This window comes from Bacillus sp. V33-4 (genome assembly GCF_002860225.1).
In the GTDB taxonomy this organism is placed as follows: domain Bacteria; phylum Bacillota; class Bacilli; order Bacillales; family Cytobacillaceae; genus Bacillus_BJ; species Bacillus_BJ canaveralius.
On record NZ_PGVC01000040.1, the window covers coordinates 1 to 16132 of the forward strand.

The 16132-nt window shown below is 43.3% G+C and carries 16 protein-coding genes; all 16 read right to left on the reverse strand.

The features are described from left to right. Positions 1-434: 434 nt before the first annotated feature. A complete protein-coding gene (gene lysS / locus CVD23_RS14835; protein WP_101578914.1) occupies positions 435-1931 on the reverse strand; it encodes a lysine--tRNA ligase in 1497 nt (498 codons plus the stop codon). A 186-nt stretch (positions 1932-2117) separates the two neighbouring features. Continuing rightward, positions 2118-3119: a tRNA dihydrouridine synthase DusB gene (gene dusB, locus CVD23_RS14840; protein WP_101578915.1), complete on the reverse strand. Its 1002-nt coding sequence runs from the start codon at positions 3117-3119 to the stop codon at positions 2118-2120. A 15-nt stretch (positions 3120-3134) separates the two neighbouring features. Continuing rightward, entirely contained in the window at positions 3135-3365 is a 231-nt protein-coding gene (locus CVD23_RS14845) for a helix-turn-helix domain-containing protein (RefSeq protein WP_101578916.1), read from the reverse strand. Continuing rightward, a complete protein-coding gene (folK, locus tag CVD23_RS14850; RefSeq protein WP_101578917.1) occupies positions 3317-3847 on the reverse strand; it encodes a 2-amino-4-hydroxy-6-hydroxymethyldihydropteridine diphosphokinase in 531 nt (176 codons plus the stop codon). Before folK ends, CVD23_RS14845 begins: the two co-directional genes overlap by 49 nt. Positions 3848-3851: 4 nt before the next feature. Beyond that, a complete protein-coding gene (folB, locus tag CVD23_RS14855) occupies positions 3852-4211 on the reverse strand; it encodes a dihydroneopterin aldolase (protein WP_101578918.1) in 360 nt (119 codons plus the stop codon). Then, the gene (gene folP, locus CVD23_RS14860; protein WP_101666456.1) at positions 4204-5043 is read right to left on the reverse strand and encodes a dihydropteroate synthase; all 840 of its coding nucleotides are present in this window, start codon (positions 5041-5043) and stop codon (positions 4204-4206) included. Before folP ends, folB begins: the two co-directional genes overlap by 8 nt. 11 nt (positions 5044-5054) lie before the next feature. Then, on the reverse strand, positions 5055-5915 hold the full coding sequence (gene pabC / locus CVD23_RS14865; protein WP_101666457.1) for an aminodeoxychorismate lyase: 861 nt from the start codon (positions 5913-5915) through the stop codon (positions 5055-5057). Further along, on the reverse strand, positions 5909-6526 hold the full coding sequence (gene pabA / locus CVD23_RS14870) for an aminodeoxychorismate/anthranilate synthase component II (RefSeq protein WP_101578921.1): 618 nt from the start codon (positions 6524-6526) through the stop codon (positions 5909-5911). The genes pabC and pabA overlap by 7 nt, the downstream gene beginning before the upstream one ends. Next, positions 6510-7925, reverse strand: coding sequence for an anthranilate synthase component I family protein (locus CVD23_RS14875; protein ID WP_101666458.1), 1416 nt, complete (start codon positions 7923-7925; stop codon positions 6510-6512). The genes pabA and CVD23_RS14875 overlap by 17 nt, the downstream gene beginning before the upstream one ends. Positions 7926-8055: 130 nt before the next feature. Next, a complete protein-coding gene (gene cysK, locus CVD23_RS14880) occupies positions 8056-8985 on the reverse strand; it encodes a cysteine synthase A (protein WP_101578923.1) in 930 nt (309 codons plus the stop codon). Between the two features lie 156 nt (positions 8986-9141). Next, positions 9142-10020 (reverse strand): peptidyl-prolyl cis-trans isomerase, encoded by an 879-nt coding sequence (locus tag CVD23_RS14885; protein WP_101578924.1) that lies wholly within the window; start codon positions 10018-10020, stop codon positions 9142-9144. A gap of 23 nt (positions 10021-10043) precedes the next feature. Further along, positions 10044-10922, reverse strand: coding sequence for an Hsp33 family molecular chaperone HslO (hslO, locus tag CVD23_RS14890; RefSeq protein ID WP_101578925.1), 879 nt, complete (start codon positions 10920-10922; stop codon positions 10044-10046). Positions 10923-10929: 7 nt separating this feature from the next. After that, positions 10930-11781 carry a type III pantothenate kinase gene (locus tag CVD23_RS14895; protein WP_373270836.1) on the reverse strand — a complete coding sequence of 284 codons (852 nt, stop codon included), beginning with the start codon at positions 11779-11781 and terminating at the stop codon, positions 10930-10932. A 169-nt stretch (positions 11782-11950) separates the two neighbouring features. Continuing rightward, a complete protein-coding gene (ftsH, locus tag CVD23_RS14900) occupies positions 11951-13957 on the reverse strand; it encodes an ATP-dependent zinc metalloprotease FtsH (protein WP_101578926.1) in 2007 nt (668 codons plus the stop codon). A 131-nt stretch (positions 13958-14088) separates the two neighbouring features. Next, on the reverse strand, positions 14089-14634 hold the full coding sequence (gene hpt / locus CVD23_RS14905) for a hypoxanthine phosphoribosyltransferase (RefSeq protein WP_101578927.1): 546 nt from the start codon (positions 14632-14634) through the stop codon (positions 14089-14091). Between the two features lie 22 nt (positions 14635-14656). Further along, on the reverse strand, positions 14657-16045 hold the full coding sequence (tilS, locus tag CVD23_RS14910; RefSeq protein ID WP_101578928.1) for a tRNA lysidine(34) synthetase TilS: 1389 nt from the start codon (positions 16043-16045) through the stop codon (positions 14657-14659). Positions 16046-16132 lie beyond the last annotated feature (87 nt).

Here is a 16132-nt window from a genome sequence, read left to right on the forward strand (position 1 = left end):
AATAAAAATAAACTTAACGTTGACGTTTTTGCTTGCTTGTTCAGTTTTCAAAGAGCAATAAATAACTCGTTTGTCGCTCAAGGCGACTTTTTAATACTATCAGGTTTCAATTCGAAAGTCAATAATTTTTTTGTTGTTTCTTGCTTCGTTGCTTTCCGTCTCACAGGCAACAGATAATAATATAACACCTTTATTCCGAGGTGGCAATACATTTTAATCGAAATAGCACAAGAGAAATTTTCCCGCGAATTTTTATCTTCATTGCTATTCGTCTTTAAAATAAAAGGGGCTGTCTAAAAAGTCCATTTTAGAGTAAAATGCACTCAAATTAAACACCCAAGAATGTTGATTTAACAGCATTCTTGGGTTTTATTTTTTTAAGACTTCGGCTGAAATACCACTTTTGGGACAGCCCCTTTAGCTTTACCATCTGTTTATTTGTGTCTCATTAACGGGAACAACAGAACATCCCTTATCGAAGGTGAGTTCGTTAACAGCATGACAAGACGGTCGATTCCAATTCCCAAGCCGCCGGTGGGAGGCATGCCGTACTCCAAAGCTTCAACAAAGTCTTCATCCATCATATGGGCTTCATCATTACCCTGCTCACGTTCTTTAAGCTGCGCTTCGAAGCGTTCGCGCTGGTCGATTGGATCGTTTAGCTCTGTAAAAGCATTCGCATGTTCGCGAGCGACAATAAATAATTCGAAGCGATCTGTAAAGCGTGGGTCTTGATCATTCTTTTTAGCCAGCGGAGAAATCTCCACTGGATGCCCATATATAAAAGTAGGTTGAATAAGCTTTTCTTCTACTTTTTGTTCAAAAAACTCATTGACGATATGGCCATATTGCATATTTTCATTGATTTCCACATTATGTTCTTTCGCAAGCTGCCTTGCTTCTTCAATACTCATCTGTTTCCAAAAATCTGCTCCGGTAAATTCTTTAATCGCATCAACCATGTGCAGACGGGTCCATTCAGGCTTTAAATCCACTTCATAGTCGCCATATTGGACGGTTGTTGAGCCGGTAACTTCTTTGGCAATGTGCGCGATCAAGTTTTCTGTCAAGCTCATAATATCGCGATAATCAGCATAGGCTTCATAGAGCTCAATCATTGTGAATTCAGGATTATGCCGGGTTGAAACTCCTTCATTTCGGAAAACGCGGCCGATTTCATATACTTTTTCCATACCACCGACGATAAGACGTTTTAAATGAAGCTCAATCGCGATTCGCATAAACAATGGCATATCGAGCGCATTATGATGGGTTATAAACGGCCGTGCGGAAGCTCCGCCCGCAATACTGTGCATCATCGGTGTTTCTACTTCCAAGTAGCCGTGGTCATCCAAATAGCGGCGCATCGACTGAATAATGCGGCTGCGTGCAATAAATGTCGTCTTGCTCTCCTGGCTCATAATTAAATCCAGGTAGCGCTGGCGGTACCTTTGTTCAACATCCTTTAAACCATGGAATTTATCTGGCAATGGCCGAAGTGATTTTGTCAGTAATTCAAAGCTCTCCGCTTTAACTGATAATTCTCCTACCTTTGTTTTGAATAACGTTCCGGTAATGCCGACAATGTCACCAAGATCAGTTGTGTCGAAGAGCTCGTATTGCTCCTCTCCTACTGCATCTAGTCTGACATAAATTTGGATTTGCCCTGTTAAGTCCTGCAGATGGGCAAAACCCGCCTTTCCTTTTCCTCGTTTCGTCATGACCCGGCCGGCGATCGTAACGGAAATGTCTTTGGCTTCTAATTCATCTTTTTCAAGCTCGTCATATCGATCAACTAAATCCCGGGCATTATGGGAACGCTCAAATCTTTTTCCGAAAGGATCAAATCCTTTTTCACGGAGACTATTCATTTTTTCTCTTCTCACACGCAATTGGTCATTTAACTCTTCACTCACGCTCATCCACTCCATATTAAAAGTCACTTTATATACAGCTCAGTATATACACCGATTTCAATAGATACTATATTATTTTACACAAACTTATAAAAACAGACATCAAAAAGCAAATAAATAGAATAAAACTGCCAGTATAGGCACTGGCAGTTTCTTTTTGCAATACAGGTATTATAGAAAAAGAACGTCTCAGTGTCAAACTTAACCAACCTGAGAGTGAATCTCCTGCTTGCTTTCAATCTCAACTACTAAATTGTTTAAGAGTGCAGCAAGTTCATCTCGTGTGTTGCATTCATTAATCGCGTTGCGGACTCTGGCATTGCCACGGATTCCTTTTAAGTACCAGGCTGCATGCTTTCTCATTTCACGGACGGCAATGTCTTCATTTTTCAAAGCAATCAAGCGGTCCAGATGAAGAATACATACATCGATTTTTTCCCGAACAGGCGGTTCGTCCATTAATTCCCCTGTTTCCAGATAGTTAACGGTGCGATAAATCATCCACGGATTACCGAGTGCAGCCCTGCCGATCATAACACCGTCTACTCCGGTTTCATCAAGCATCCGTTTTGCATCTTGAGGGGTTTGTACATCACCATTTCCGATAACCGGAATGTTGACTGATTGCTTTACTTCCCGGATTATATCCCAATTTGCAGTACCTTCATACATTTGTACACGAGTCCGTCCATGAACGGCAACCGCTTTTCCGCCGGCCCTTTCGACTGCTTGAGCGTTTTTGACTGCATAAATATGATCTTCATCCCAACCGATGCGCATTTTTACCGTTACCGGCTTTTCGACCGCATCGACAACGGCAGAAACCATTTCATAAATTTTATTTGGGTCAAGCAGCCATTTAGCTCCCGCATCACATTTTGTAATTTTCGGGACTGGACAACCCATGTTTATATCAATAATATCCGCATTGCTATTTCGATCGACATACTTGGCAGCCTGGACTAAAGTTTCTTTTTCACCACCAAATATCTGCAGGCTTAATGGCTTTTCACGCTCATCAATATAAAGCATGTCCATTGTTTTTTCATTTTGGAATACGATCCCTTTATCGCTGACCATTTCAGCGCAGACAAGCCCTGCTCCGAATTCCTTGACCGTCAGCCTGAATGCTGAATTGCATACACCGGCCATCGGGGCAAGAACTACAGGGTTTTTCATGGTGATATCACCGATTTTAAGCATTTTTTTACCTCCTTTTTAAGATTGATCTTCTCTATCGTGATCCTCAGGTGGAGTTAGTTCTTCTCTGTTTATATTTAAAAGATGGGCTGCACGGTGAAGAAACTCCTCCGTGGGCATTCGGTTACCTCTTTCTATTTCGCCGAGGATGGATACTGAAACACCGAGGCCTTTAGCAAAACCGTCTTGTGTAAACCCTTTTAGCTTTCGAAAAGCGCGAATACGTCTTCCCCATTTTTCTGCTTCCATATTCGAACTCCTTCTTTGTCAGATAATCCTTCCAACCAAAATTCAAGTATCTGGATGTCCACGACCGGCGGCATACTGCTGCGGCCAACCTCAAGCAGAGGTATGAGCACAAAAGCTCTTTCTTGGATCCGAGGGTGAGGAATGATTAGTTTCTCTGTTTCAATATTTTCTTGGTTATAGAGGAGAATGTCAAGATCTATTGTCCGGGGTCCCCATAATATTTCCCTTTTCCTGCCAAGGATTTGTTCGATATTTAAACAGACAGCCAATAGTTCAACAGGGTTCAACCCTGTCGATATTTGGATTACTAAGTTTAAAAAATTTTGTTGTTCCAAATAGCCAACTGGGTCTGTCTCATAAATCGACGAAATATTTACCACATGAATTTCTTTATGGTTTTCTAAATGGACAATCGCTTTTCTTAAATATTCGGCTCGATCTCCAATATTGGATCCTAAACCGATAAAGGCAGTGTTTTCCATTTTTTTATCTTCCCCTTGTGATTTCAACAGCAACCGATTGATAATGGCCCGGAATCGGGGGATCAGGCTTAATTACCTTCACAGTGCAATGCGTTACGGCTTGAAATTGTCCGAGAATACGTGCAGCAATCGTTTCGGCGACCGCTTCCACCAGCTTAAATGGTTTTCCTTCGACGACTTCTTGACAAGCTTGATACAGCTCTGCATAGTTGATTGAATCATCAAGGCTGTCACTTTTTCCGGCTTTCTTTAAATTCAATTCGACAGAAAGATCGACGATAAACCGCTGGCCGAGCTTTGTTTCTTCAGGGAAAACTCCGTGATAACCGTAAAACTCCATCTTGTTAACAAAAATTTTATCCATGATGCTCTCCTTTTCCGATCAGGGCGTCCATCATTCTCGCCACCCGGGTCATTTCCATCACATCGTGGATACGGATCATCTGACAGCCCATCTGAATACCGTAACAGACGGTTGCAGCAGTTCCTTCCATTCGTTCTGTGACAGGAAGATCGAGAACCTGCCCAATCATCGATTTCCTTGATGTTCCGAGCAACACAGGATAACCCAAGCCAACGAGTTTATCCAAATTACGCATCATTTCAAGGTTAAGCGAAAAATCTTTCGCAAATCCGATGCCTGGATCAAGGATGATTTTTTCGTCTTTCACTCCCGCTTGTTTTGCTAGCGTAATACTTTCATACAAATCATTGGTCACATCGCGAACGAAATACCGGTAATCAAGATTATCCCGATTGTGCATTAAAATGATCGGTACATCACATTCAGCAGCGACAGAAGCCATATGCTTATCCGCCTTTGCGCCCCATATATCATTTATAATATGGGCGCCCGCGTTTATGGCGCGCCTTGCTGTTTCTGCTTTGTACGTATCGATCGAAATCGGGACCTTCACCGCTGCTGAAACGGCTTCAATAACCGGAATCACTCTATCAAGCTCTTCCTCCAGGCTGACCGGATTGCCTCCGGGCCTTGTCGACTCACCGCCGATATCGATGATATCCACACCATGTGCAACCATTTCTTCTGCACGCTTCACCGCGTTTTTGACCGTATGAAAACGTCCGCCATCCGAGAACGAGTCCGGCGTGGTATTTAAAATGCCCATCACGACCGTTTTCTTTTCATAGTTAAGTGTGTAAGGACCAGCTTGTATTTTATGTTGTCCCGTCATTGAAATGCCTCCTATCCAAGCTCTTTCCTGCTCCATAAAGATTGGCAGCCTTTTCGGTATTTTTGATGCAGAAGAGAAACAAACTGACCGTCGCTCCCAATTAATCGTTGTCCGTTAAAAGATGAGAGGGGGACGAGCTCCTGAATCGAATTCGTAATAAACATCTCTTCAGCTTTCTCCGCATCCCCTGGCGTGAAAAAGCCTTCTTCGGTTTTATAACCAAGCACATCCGCGAGCCGAAGAATATATTGCCGCGTAATTCCATTTAATATCCCCGTCTGTACACATGGAGTGAACAGGGTATCTCCGATAAACCAAAAAAGGTTCGAAACAATTCCTTCGGCCAAATACCCTTTGCCTGTTAAAAATATTCCTTCGACATCCTGATCATCACCCAGTTCGCGTTTGGCGAGGACATTATTTAAAAAATGGTGTGATTTTAGCCGTTCCGCACCTTCAGGTGTATTTCTAGCTAGTTTTAAGAGCACTGCTTTTTTTTCGAGGATGCGGCCCGCTGGAGGAAGCGGCCTTGCAAATATCAAAAGATTAGGTTGCGGATAAGCATCTGTTTGCAGCCCAATTTCTCCAGTTCCAGCTGATACATTTATGCGGATATTGGCATTTTCAAAACCATTTACCTTTAAAACGACTTGTATAGCGTCGTTGATTTCCTGCCGCGAATAATGTGCGTTAATGTTAAGGGCCTTGAGGCCGCGGTTCAGTCGTTCAAGATGGTCATCGAGCAAAAAGGGATGGCGTTCGTAAACCCTGATTGTCTCAAACAGCCCGATTCCATATAAAAAGCCATGGTCAAAAGGAGAAATCGTGATATCTTCTTTTTTTATAAGATCGCCATTTTTATATATCAACATCCCTGTGACCTTCCCGTACCGACGCTGAGGACTGAACCGGCATCCTGATAATGAACCAGAAAATTTTCCAGCAGTTTTTTTCCATGCTTGGTCATGATCGATTCAGGGTGGAACTGAACACCTTCAATTGGATGCTCTTTATGGCGGATTCCCATTATTTCTCCCGCTTCGGTCCAGGCTGAGATTTCAAAGCAATCAGGAAGGGTGTCTTTTTTCACGATAAGCGAATGGTATCTCGTTGCTGAAAAAGGGTTGGGAATCCCGGTATAGATCGTTTTTCCATCATGAAAAACTTCAGAAGTTTTGCCGTGCATCAGGCGTTCTGCTTGAACGACTTCTCCGTAAAACACCTGGGCAATCGACTGATGCCCGAGACAAACGCCAAAAATCGGCATTTTTCCGGCAAAATGGCGGATCGCATCTTGGCTGATTCCCGCCTCATTCGGACTGCATGGTCCTGGTGAAATCATCAGGAATTTTGGCTTCAGCTTTTCAATCTCCGCCAATGTTATTTCATCATTTCTTTTAACGACAAGTTTTTCTCCGAATTCTCCTAAGTACTGAACCAGATTATATGTAAAGGAATCATAGTTATCAATCATTAAGATCATGCACAACACCTTCTGCCATTTCTTTTGCTTTCCAGAGGGCAAACGCTTTTTTTAACGCTTCTTTATACTCATTTTTTGGATTTGAATCGATGACAATTCCAGCTCCGGCCTGAACATGGGCGATTGCATCTTTGACGAGCATCGTCCGGATAATAATATTTAATTCCAGATCTCCATTAAAGCCGATCCATCCCATCGATCCGGTATACGGTCCCCTGCTTACAGGTTCAAGCTCTTCAATAATTTCCATCGTACGAATCTTCGGCGCGCCAGTGATTGTCCCTCCCGGAAAAACCGCATCAATCAAATCAAATCCATCTTTGCCATCAACCAGCTTACCGCGGACGTTAGAAACGATATGCATAACATGCGAGTATTTTTCGATGACCATAAACTCGTTCACCTCAACCGAACCGTATTCACATACTCTCCCCAGATCGTTTCTTTCTAAATCCACCAACATCACATGCTCGGCACGTTCCTTTTCATTCTCTATTAATTCGCCGGCAAGTGCGCGGTCCTCATCTTTATCTTTCCCTCGAGAGCGAGTCCCGGCGATCGGACGGGTACTCACTTCCAACCCTTGCTTTTTAACAAGAAGCTCTGGGGAAGCACTGACAAGCTGAAAGTCCGGCGTGTGGAAATACCCCATATATGGGGAAGGATTCAGCAGCCTCAGCTTTGCATATACATCGAGAGCCGAGACTTGAAGAGGTTTTGACTGGCGAACTGACAGATTAACCTGGAACACGTCACCCCGGGAAATATAGCGCTGAATCTTTTCGACAGCCTCAATAAAATCCGCTTCCGATAATGACATTGCTAAATTATCTGTCTTTATTAACCAGCTCGCCTTATTGATACTCTCTGGACCGGAAGACCATTGCTGTTCCCAGAACTCTACCCTCTTTTCCGCTTCCCGGTATTCTCCTTCTTCATATAAACTGAGCAGGAATAATTCATTCCTGTCATGATCAAAGACAAACCACTCTTTATAAATCAAAAAATAAATATCTGGTATCAATAAGTCATCAACAGCATTAGCAGGAAGCCGTTCAATTTGCCGTGCATAATCGTAATTTAGGAAGCCCATCGCCCCGCCCTGAAAGTCAGGGAGTCCAGGCGCAGTCTCGATAATATAATGACTCATCCAGGATCTTAACAGATGAAGCGGATTTCCTTGAAGCGTTTCCGTTCCCGCTCCTGTCTGGATTAACAGCTCATTCCCTTTACCGTAACAGATCGTCTCCGGAAGTAAACCCGCGATGCTGTAACGCCCGCCGCGTCCGCTCTCGAGGAGGACGTGATGGCTCAGTTCCCTCGTTAAACAACTGTATTGGTTAAAAAACCGTTCAATCGTATAAGGAATAGTTTTTGAAAAAATTTTAAGCTGTTTCATTGGCCGTTCCTCCAAAATCATCTCTTTTTCCATCATACATGAAGAAGGTACAGCTTTCATTCGTAAAAATCAGCTAGGCTAATATTTTATATTATAAAAGGCAAAAGCACTATGCTTTTGCCTTCAAAAATTATTCGGTTTCAAATTGGTACAAAGGGGTGCTTAAATAGCGTTCTCCGTTGCTTGGGATAATCGCTAAGACCTTTTTGCCTGCACCAAGCTCTTTTGCTACTTTAAGAGCTGCATAGATCGCCGCTCCTGAAGAAATTCCACCGAGGATTCCTTCTTCTTTTGCAGCACGGCGCGCATATTCAAAAGCTTGATCGTTCGTTACTTGGATCACTTGATCATAGATTTCTGTGTCGAGAATATCTGGTACAAAACCTGCACCAATTCCCTGGATCTTATGCGGGCCTGGCTTTCCTCCGGATAATACCGGTGAGTCCGTCGGCTCGACAGCATAAATTTTCACATCCGGATATTGTTCACGGAGCACTTGTCCTGCACCTGTAATCGTGCCGCCTGTGCCGATGCCTGATATAAAAGCATCAAGCTGGTCGCCCATTTGCTCGACAATTTCTTTTCCTGTCGTTCTTTTGTGAACTTCAGGATTCGCCTCATTTTTAAATTGCTGTGGCATAAAATATCCTTTTTCTTTAGAAAGCTCTTCAGCTTGGCGAATTGCGCCACCCATTCCTTCAGGACCAGGAGTCAGAACCAACTCCGCACCATATGCACGCAATAGGTTTCTCCGTTCCATGCTCATTGTTTCCGGCATAACAATTACTGTTTTGTAACCTTTAGCAGCCGCAATCATCGCCAGGCCGATCCCTGTATTTCCGCTGGTCGGTTCAATAATCGTGTCGCCTGCCTTTAAGGCCCCTTTTTCTTCCGCGGCTTCAATCATAGCGAGGGCAATCCGGTCTTTTACACTGCTGCCCGGATTCATATACTCAAGCTTTAAATAGACCTCTGCACTGTTTTCTTCACCCAAACGGTTTAGTTTTACGATCGGGGTTTGCCCGACTAAATCAGCAATCGAATTTGCCACACGTACCACTGCTTCCACCCCTTAGTCCGAGTATTTTTATTGGTTTTATTAAAATTTACCAATCTTTATGGCGGCTGTCAATTATTTTGCGAATTTTTAAAACGTATTTCCGGCAATCATGATTAAAAGCCTTCTTTCCTCAAAGATAGGCTTTCATAAGTCCCGCTAATTTTCCGTGTCTCCGTAAAACCAATCTACGTCTGCCTCATCCCAGAAAGGTTTCGCGGATGCCGGCATGTCCATTTGCTCAAGAGCAAGCTGCCGTCTTATTTCTGATTTTACTTCATCATAAGAATACTTCTTTCCAGGAATTTGTTCGTGTACAAACAAGATAGAATAGCCTTCCGCCGATTTGACCGGTTTGCTCCAAGTTGCAACTTTCAGATTCTGAACATGTTCAATCATCGATCTGTCGAGCCGGCCATCCGCTTCACTAACAAACCCAAGATCCCCGCCTTTGTTGGCGGAAAATTCATCGATTGACCGCTCCATCGCCAATGCGGCAAAACTTGAACCTTGTTCCAGCTCCTTGATCGTCTCGTTCGCAGCCTCTTTCGTTTTCACGACAATCTGTGAGACGTGATACGAAGGAGGAATATTAAATGAGCCGCTGTTTTGATCATAAAATGCTTTTAAGTCCTCTTCCTTGACCACGACGTCCCTAGTTAAAAGTTCTTCGAGTGCTAGTTGATGTTTTACCTGCCGCCTTAACTGCTTGTCATCGGCTGTTTGGCCATCATAGGTACGGTATATTGTTTTGATCATTAACAATTCCCTGTCGATTTCTTCCTTTGGAATCTCAATGTTGTATTTCCCCGCAAGCTGCTCAACCACTTTTTCATCAACAAGCGCGGACAAAATATCTTTCCCGTGACTTGCTTCGATTTCCTGCAGCCAATCTTCTCTTGTTATTGATTCATTTCCAATCGTTGCAACGGCTTCATCATCGGCACCAGATAAAGGTCGCCCAAGGAAAAATAATAATGTGAAAATATTAAAACCAATCAAGCCGGCGATTACCCACCACATCTGCTTTTTCCCCAACGTTCTTCCCCCAACATTCAAGCTTATTTTGATTCTGCTTTAAGCTCCTCAAGCTCTTCTTTTGTGAAATGATAGCTTTGGTTGCAGAAATGGCATTGTGCTTCCGCTTTGCCATCTTCTTCAATCATATCATTGATTTCAGACGCTCCTAAGCTAATAATAGCAGCAGCGAATCGTTCCTTGGAACAGTTACATTGAAATGATACAGGAAGCGTCTCAAGGAATTTTACATTATCCTTGCCAAAAAGCTCTTCCAACAACTGTTCCGGCGACAGGCCTTGTTTAATCAGTTTTGAAACTGGCGGAATTTCTTTCAGCCTGTTTTCTAAAAATGTAATCGTATCATCTTCAGCACCAGGCATAACCTGAAGAATGAACCCGCCCGCGGCCAAAACGGAATTATCCGGATTCACCAACACACCGACTCCGACAGAGGACGGTACCTGTTCTGATGTTGTTAAATAATAAGTGAAATCTTCTCCCAACTCTCCGGAAATGATCGGAACCTGGCCCGAAAAATGTTCGCGCATTCCGAGATCTTTGACAACGGTAAGGGTTCCTTCTGTCCCGACTGCTCTGCGGACATCCAGCTTCCCGTTTTCGTTTAAGTCAAAATGAACATGCGGATTAGATACATAACCCCGTGCATGGCCCTTCGCGTTGCTATCTACAAGCACCAGTCCGATCGGACCTCCGCCTTCTATTTTTATCGTCAGTTTGTCCTCGCCTTTTAGCATCGCGCCCATCATGGTTGCTGCTGTCATCGTTCTGCCTAAAGCGGCGGATGCAATCGGCCACATATGGTGGCGGCGCTGGGCCTCGCTGACCATGTCTGTACTTTTTACTGCATATGCACGCACTTGCCCATTGAAAGCGAGTGCTTTAACTAAATAATCATTCATTCCTATGTTAACCCCTTTCGATTTCCAAGCCGGGAACTTCTGGTCCATTTTTTAGACTCCCCATATTTCGCTTATAAATTAATTGCAGTCCCTTCAGAGTCAAAAACGGATCGATAATGTTAATTATTTCAGATTCTTTCGCGATTAAGTTAGCCAGTCCGCCAGTGGCAATAACATGCGGATCTTGCCGGCTTTGAAGCTTCATTCTTTTAACAATTCCCTCAACTTGGCCAACATAACCGTAAAAAATCCCTGCCTGCATTGCGGCAACGGTATTTTTTCCGACAATTTCATCAGGCCTGACAATTTCAATCCTCGGCAGCTTCGCTGCTTTGGAATACAACGCTTCTGTTGAGATGCTAATTCCCGGGGCAATTGCGCCTCCCATGTACTGTTTACGCTCATTAATATAGCAATAGGTGGTTGCGGTTCCAAAGTCGACAATAATAAGCGGGCTCCCATATTCATGTATGGCCGCAACTGCATTAACAATCCGGTCTGCCCCAACTTCCCGGGGATTTTCATACTTAATATTCAAACCTGTTTTAATGCCTGGTCCAACAACAAGAGGCTTTAGGTTAAAATACTTTTGGCACATTCTTTCGAGAACAAACATGATCGGTGGTACAACTGAAGAGATAATGATTCCATCTATTTCTGAAAAAGAAAGTTTTTCGTGTTCAAACAAGGATTTTATAAGCATTCCATATTCATCTTCGGTTTTGGAACGATTCGTTTCTATCCGCCAATGGTGCTTTAACTCATCGCCGGCAAAAACTCCGAGTACCATATTCGTATTTCCAATATCAAAAACAAAGATCAACAGACTCACCACTTCATTGTATATTCGTTTTTTCATTGCCCATCATATCACAGATTCCAAAAAGGTTGCGAAAATAACATATCACAGTGGACTAGAATTGCTCCATAACCGAGGATTTTATAATGAAGCAAAAAAAAGGATGCCCTTTTTAAGAGCACCCTATCTTATATTTAGTATTGTAAAACGTTCAGCGAACCAGTTTCATTTACGAATTGCGGCGGTCTTCATCAATATCTCTTGGTGAATCCAGATCGCTTCCTACTGGAATTTCCTTGATACCCTCATGGTCTTGAGGAGGAAGTTCGTCATCCTTTTTACTATTAATATTCACCTTGATATCGCCGTTATCTCCTGTTTCAGCAGGCGAAACCGGACGTTCAGGCAATTTGCCGTTCTCGACCAAATATTTTATCTGTTCAGCATCAAGTGTTTCAACTTCCAATAGCGTAGTGGCTATTAAATCAAGCTTGTCGCGATTTTCTGTTAAAACATTTTTTGCTTTTTCATAACAATCTTTAATGATCCGCTGAATTTCAAGATCGATTTCATAAGCAATCTTATCAGAGTAGTTTTGCTCATTATGGATATCACGGCCAAGGAAAACCTGTCCGCCTTGACCTTGACCAAACTGAAGCGGCCCCAGCTTATCGCTCATCCCATATTCTGTTACCATCCGGCGTGCGATTGCTGTTGCACGCTGGAAGTCATTATGAGCTCCTGTGCTCACTTCGCCAAAGACAACTTCTTCGGCTACACGCCCGCCCAGCAAACCAACAATTTTGTCAAGCAGCTCGGGCTTTGTCATAAGATAACGATCCTCTTTCGGCAGCATCACTGCATAACCGCCTGCCTGTCCACGAGGTACAATCGTCACTTTATGAACGGTTTCAGCTTCATCAAGCATTAAACCGATAACGGTATGTCCCGCTTCATGGAAGGCAACAATTTTACGTTCTTTTTGTGAAACGACACGGCTCGTTTTCGCCGGACCGGCAATGACCCGATCTGTCGCTTCATCGATATCTTCCATGTCAACCTTCTTCTTGTTTCGACGGGCCGCTACAAGCGCAGCCTCATTCAATAGATTTTCTAAATCAGCTCCGGAGAATCCCGGTGTCCGCGCAGCAATGCTCTTTAAGTTTACCGACTCCTCAAGCGGTTTATTGCGGGCATGAACCTTGAGGACCGCTTCCCGCCCAATAACATCCGGCCGGTCAACCGTAATCTGCCGGTCAAAACGTCCTGGACGCAATAACGCCGGGTCTAAAATGTCAGGTCTGTTTGTAGCTGCAATGATGATAATCCCTTCATTTGCACCAAAACCATCCATTTCAACAAGGAGCTGGTTCAACGTTTGCTCCCGCTCATCATGGCCTCCGCCTAAACCGGCACCGCGCTGGCGTCCGACTGCATCAATTTCATCAATAAAAATAATACACGGCGCATTTTTTTTAGCCGTTTCAAATAAATCACGAACACGGGATGCACCAACCCCGACAAACATTTCAACAAAATCCGATCCGCTTATTGAGAAGAACGGAACGCCCGCTTCACCGGCTACAGCCCGAGCAAGCAGGGTTTTCCCTGTACCTGGAGGGCCCACTAACAGGACACCTTTCGGAATACGTGCTCCAAGTTCCGCAAATTTGCGGGGATCTTTTAAAAATTCAACCACTTCAACAAGCTCTTGTTTTTCTTCATCCGCACCCGCAACATCTTTGAAACGGACCTTTTTCTTATCTTCGTTGTAAAGCTTCGCCTTGCTTTTACCAAAGTTCATGACCCGGCTGCCGCCGCCCTGAGCCTGGTTCAGCAAGAAGAAGAACAAGATAAAGATGATAACAAACGGAATAATCGACGTGAAGAATGTTACCCAGCCGCTCGTTTCTTTGGCAGGCATGATGTTAACTACATCAATTTCCCCGGCCGCGGCCGCTTCGTTAATGCGGTCAAGAATAGTGTCACTCGGCCAAACATAAGTCAGGAAATACTCGTCTTCTTTATATCCTTCGAGCTGTCCGCGCACCTCATAAACGCCCCTTACAGGCTCTGTCGAAAGATTCTCTATCTTTCCGTTTTCCAGGTGCTCTACAAATGTGTCGTAAGATATATCTTTTGTTGGTTCGTTGCTGCCGCTAAAAAAGCTAACAACCCCAATAATGACTAAAAATATTAATAAATAAAAGATGGTATTACGGAAGATCCGATTCATCTCTTACCTCCTCCCACAGTAAACAAACTATATAAAATAGTATCATAGAAAATCATGTCGATACAAGGAATAACCCTTATGTGAATGCTTGTTTCTCTTGACAGCCTGAAATTCCTCTTCATAGCTTTTGCTCAAACATTATTGCTGTATACCTCCGGTTTTAAAACCCCAATATATGGAAGGTTACGATACTTTTCTGCATAATCGAGACCGTAACCCACTACAAACTCGTCAGGAACGATAAATCCTACATAATCAGCGCTAATATCAGCCCTTCTTCCGGATGGCTTATCAAGCAGCGTGACAATCTTGATTGATTTTGCTTTTCGGTAGCGAAACAACTCAACCAGATAGCTCAGTGTTAAGCCGCTGTCGATAATATCTTCGATAATTAAAATATCCCTGCCTTCAACCGATGTGTCTAAATCCTTTAAGATTTTTACTTCACCGGAAGAAACCATCGCATTGCCATAGCTTGAAACATCCATAAAGTCCATTTCAAGATAGGTATCAATTCGTTTTAAGAGATCGCCCATAAAAGGCAAAGCTCCCTTTAAAACACCGATCGCCAGTGGAAAACGGTCTTGATATTCTGCTGTTAACTCGAAGGCAAGATCCTTTATTTTTTCCTGGATCTCCTTTTCCGAAATTAGAACTTTCTCAATATCATTGTGCATAAATGGTGTGCCCCCTAGAAGATCATTGCTTTTTATATGTTAACAGGATATAGCTTGCATCGTCGGATTTCTTAATAGGCAGGCTTGATTTTTTCAAGCCGGGCAGCCAGATGATATTGCCATCCTTATCCGTTACAATTGGCCATTCTTCCCGTTCGGACAGCGGAATCTTACGATCAATAAAGACAGCCTTTATCTTTTTTGTCCCTGTCATCCCTTTGATCGACATACGATCACCATTCTTCCTGGTCCTGATGATAATCGGGAATTGGACAGCACCGCTTTGAAAACAAAAACGGTCCAAGCCGTTATCGGACTCGCAGTCTTCGACGGTTTCTATTGTGATAACCCCTCCATTTGGCAAATTGACTGTTCCTGTTTTTGTAATTTCTATATAAAAAGGATGTATTTCGGCCTTTTCAAACTGAAAATGACAATTATCATAAGAACGGACAACTTTTAAGTCGTTAGGGAAATCCAGTGTTCCGGAAGGTTGAGGGCTGTTAAACAGCGAAAGAACTTGATCAATATGTATAGCAGAAAGAGAAGCAGGTTTTTCCTGATAAAGATAGTTTAATATTAGTTGAATCCCTCTCCTTTGTAAAGGCATTGGCATTGCGCGAAACGTTTTGCGGTCGATTGTGAGTTTGCCGGGATCCTTGTTCTTGATTACTGTATTCATTTTTTGGACAGTTAATTCGCGCAACAGCTCTTCATCGTCCTTTAGTTCCTCGCTAAAACGCTGGAATTGCTCGTGAACGCGTGGGTTTTCATCTTTTAAGAATGGCAGGACGTTTATCCGAAACCGGTTTCGTAAATAAATGCTTTTGTCGTTACTGTGATCCCGGCGCGGCTCCAGGTGATGCCTCTGACAATAACCCTCAATTTCCTGCTTGGAAACACACAAAAACGGCCTGATAATTTCCCGATTGGCAAATGGACGTTTAAACAAAATACCAGCTCTTGCCATTCCTGTGCTTCCACGTGTAAGCCTCATCAGTATCGTTTCAATTTGGTCATCGCCATGATGACCAAGTGCAAGAAGGTCGACATCGTTGTTGTTTATTACTTGTTCGTAAAAATCGTAGCGGCAATCACGCGCCGCTGTTTGCGAACTTTTCCCGGTTTTCTCCATATATTCAGCTACGTTAATTTGCGCCATTTCAAATGGGATATTGCGCTGAAAACAAAACTCCTTTACAAACATCGCTTCTTTATATGATACCTCTCCACGGAACATATGGTCGACATGAGCAGCCATAACAGTATGTCCCCAGCTCGCCTGCCTGCTCCATAGATAATGAAGCAAAGCGAGAGAGTCAGGTCCGCCTGAGACTCCAATCAGAATCCGCTTGCCTCGCAAATTTTGCCGATGGCTTTTAAGAAAATCCTCTACCTTTTTTTCTAACATTTTTAATCTTCCTTAGGCTTTCCAAAATATTTAGTTCCATTTACCCTTATGCCATGTTCAACAAACAAATAAAAAGTTCCTTATTGT

Coding starts and splice junctions, on each gene's coding strand:
- lysS (WP_101578914.1), bottom strand. CDS start 1,931: ATGGAGTGGATGAGCGTGAGTGAAGAGTTAAATGACCAATTGCGTGTG.
- dusB (WP_101578915.1), bottom strand. CDS start 3,119: ATGCTTAAAATCGGTGATATCACCATGAAAAACCCTGTAGTTCTTGCC.
- CVD23_RS14845 (WP_101578916.1), bottom strand. CDS start 3,365: ATGGAAGCAGAAAAATGGGGAAGACGTATTCGCGCTTTTCGAAAGCTA.
- folK (WP_101578917.1), bottom strand. CDS start 3,847: ATGGAAAACACTGCCTTTATCGGTTTAGGATCCAATATTGGAGATCGA.
- folB (WP_101578918.1), bottom strand. CDS start 4,211: ATGGATAAAATTTTTGTTAACAAGATGGAGTTTTACGGTTATCACGGA.
- folP (WP_101666456.1), bottom strand. CDS start 5,043: ATGACGGGACAACATAAAATACAAGCTGGTCCTTACACACTTAACTAT.
- pabC (WP_101666457.1), bottom strand. CDS start 5,915: ATGTTGATATATAAAAATGGCGATCTTATAAAAAAAGAAGATATCACG.
- pabA (WP_101578921.1), bottom strand. CDS start 6,526: ATGATCTTAATGATTGATAACTATGATTCCTTTACATATAATCTGGTT.
- CVD23_RS14875 (WP_101666458.1), bottom strand. CDS start 7,925: ATGAAACAGCTTAAAATTTTTTCAAAAACTATTCCTTATACGATTGAA.
- hslO (WP_101578925.1), bottom strand. CDS start 10,922: ATGAATGATTATTTAGTTAAAGCACTCGCTTTCAATGGGCAAGTGCGT.
- CVD23_RS14895 (WP_373270836.1), bottom strand. CDS start 11,781: ATGAAAAAACGAATATACAATGAAGTGGTGAGTCTGTTGATCTTTGTT.
- ftsH (WP_101578926.1), bottom strand. CDS start 13,957: ATGAATCGGATCTTCCGTAATACCATCTTTTATTTATTAATATTTTTA.
- hpt (WP_101578927.1), bottom strand. CDS start 14,634: ATGCACAATGATATTGAGAAAGTTCTAATTTCGGAAAAGGAGATCCAG.
- tilS (WP_101578928.1), bottom strand. CDS start 16,045: ATGTTAGAAAAAAAGGTAGAGGATTTTCTTAAAAGCCATCGGCAAAAT.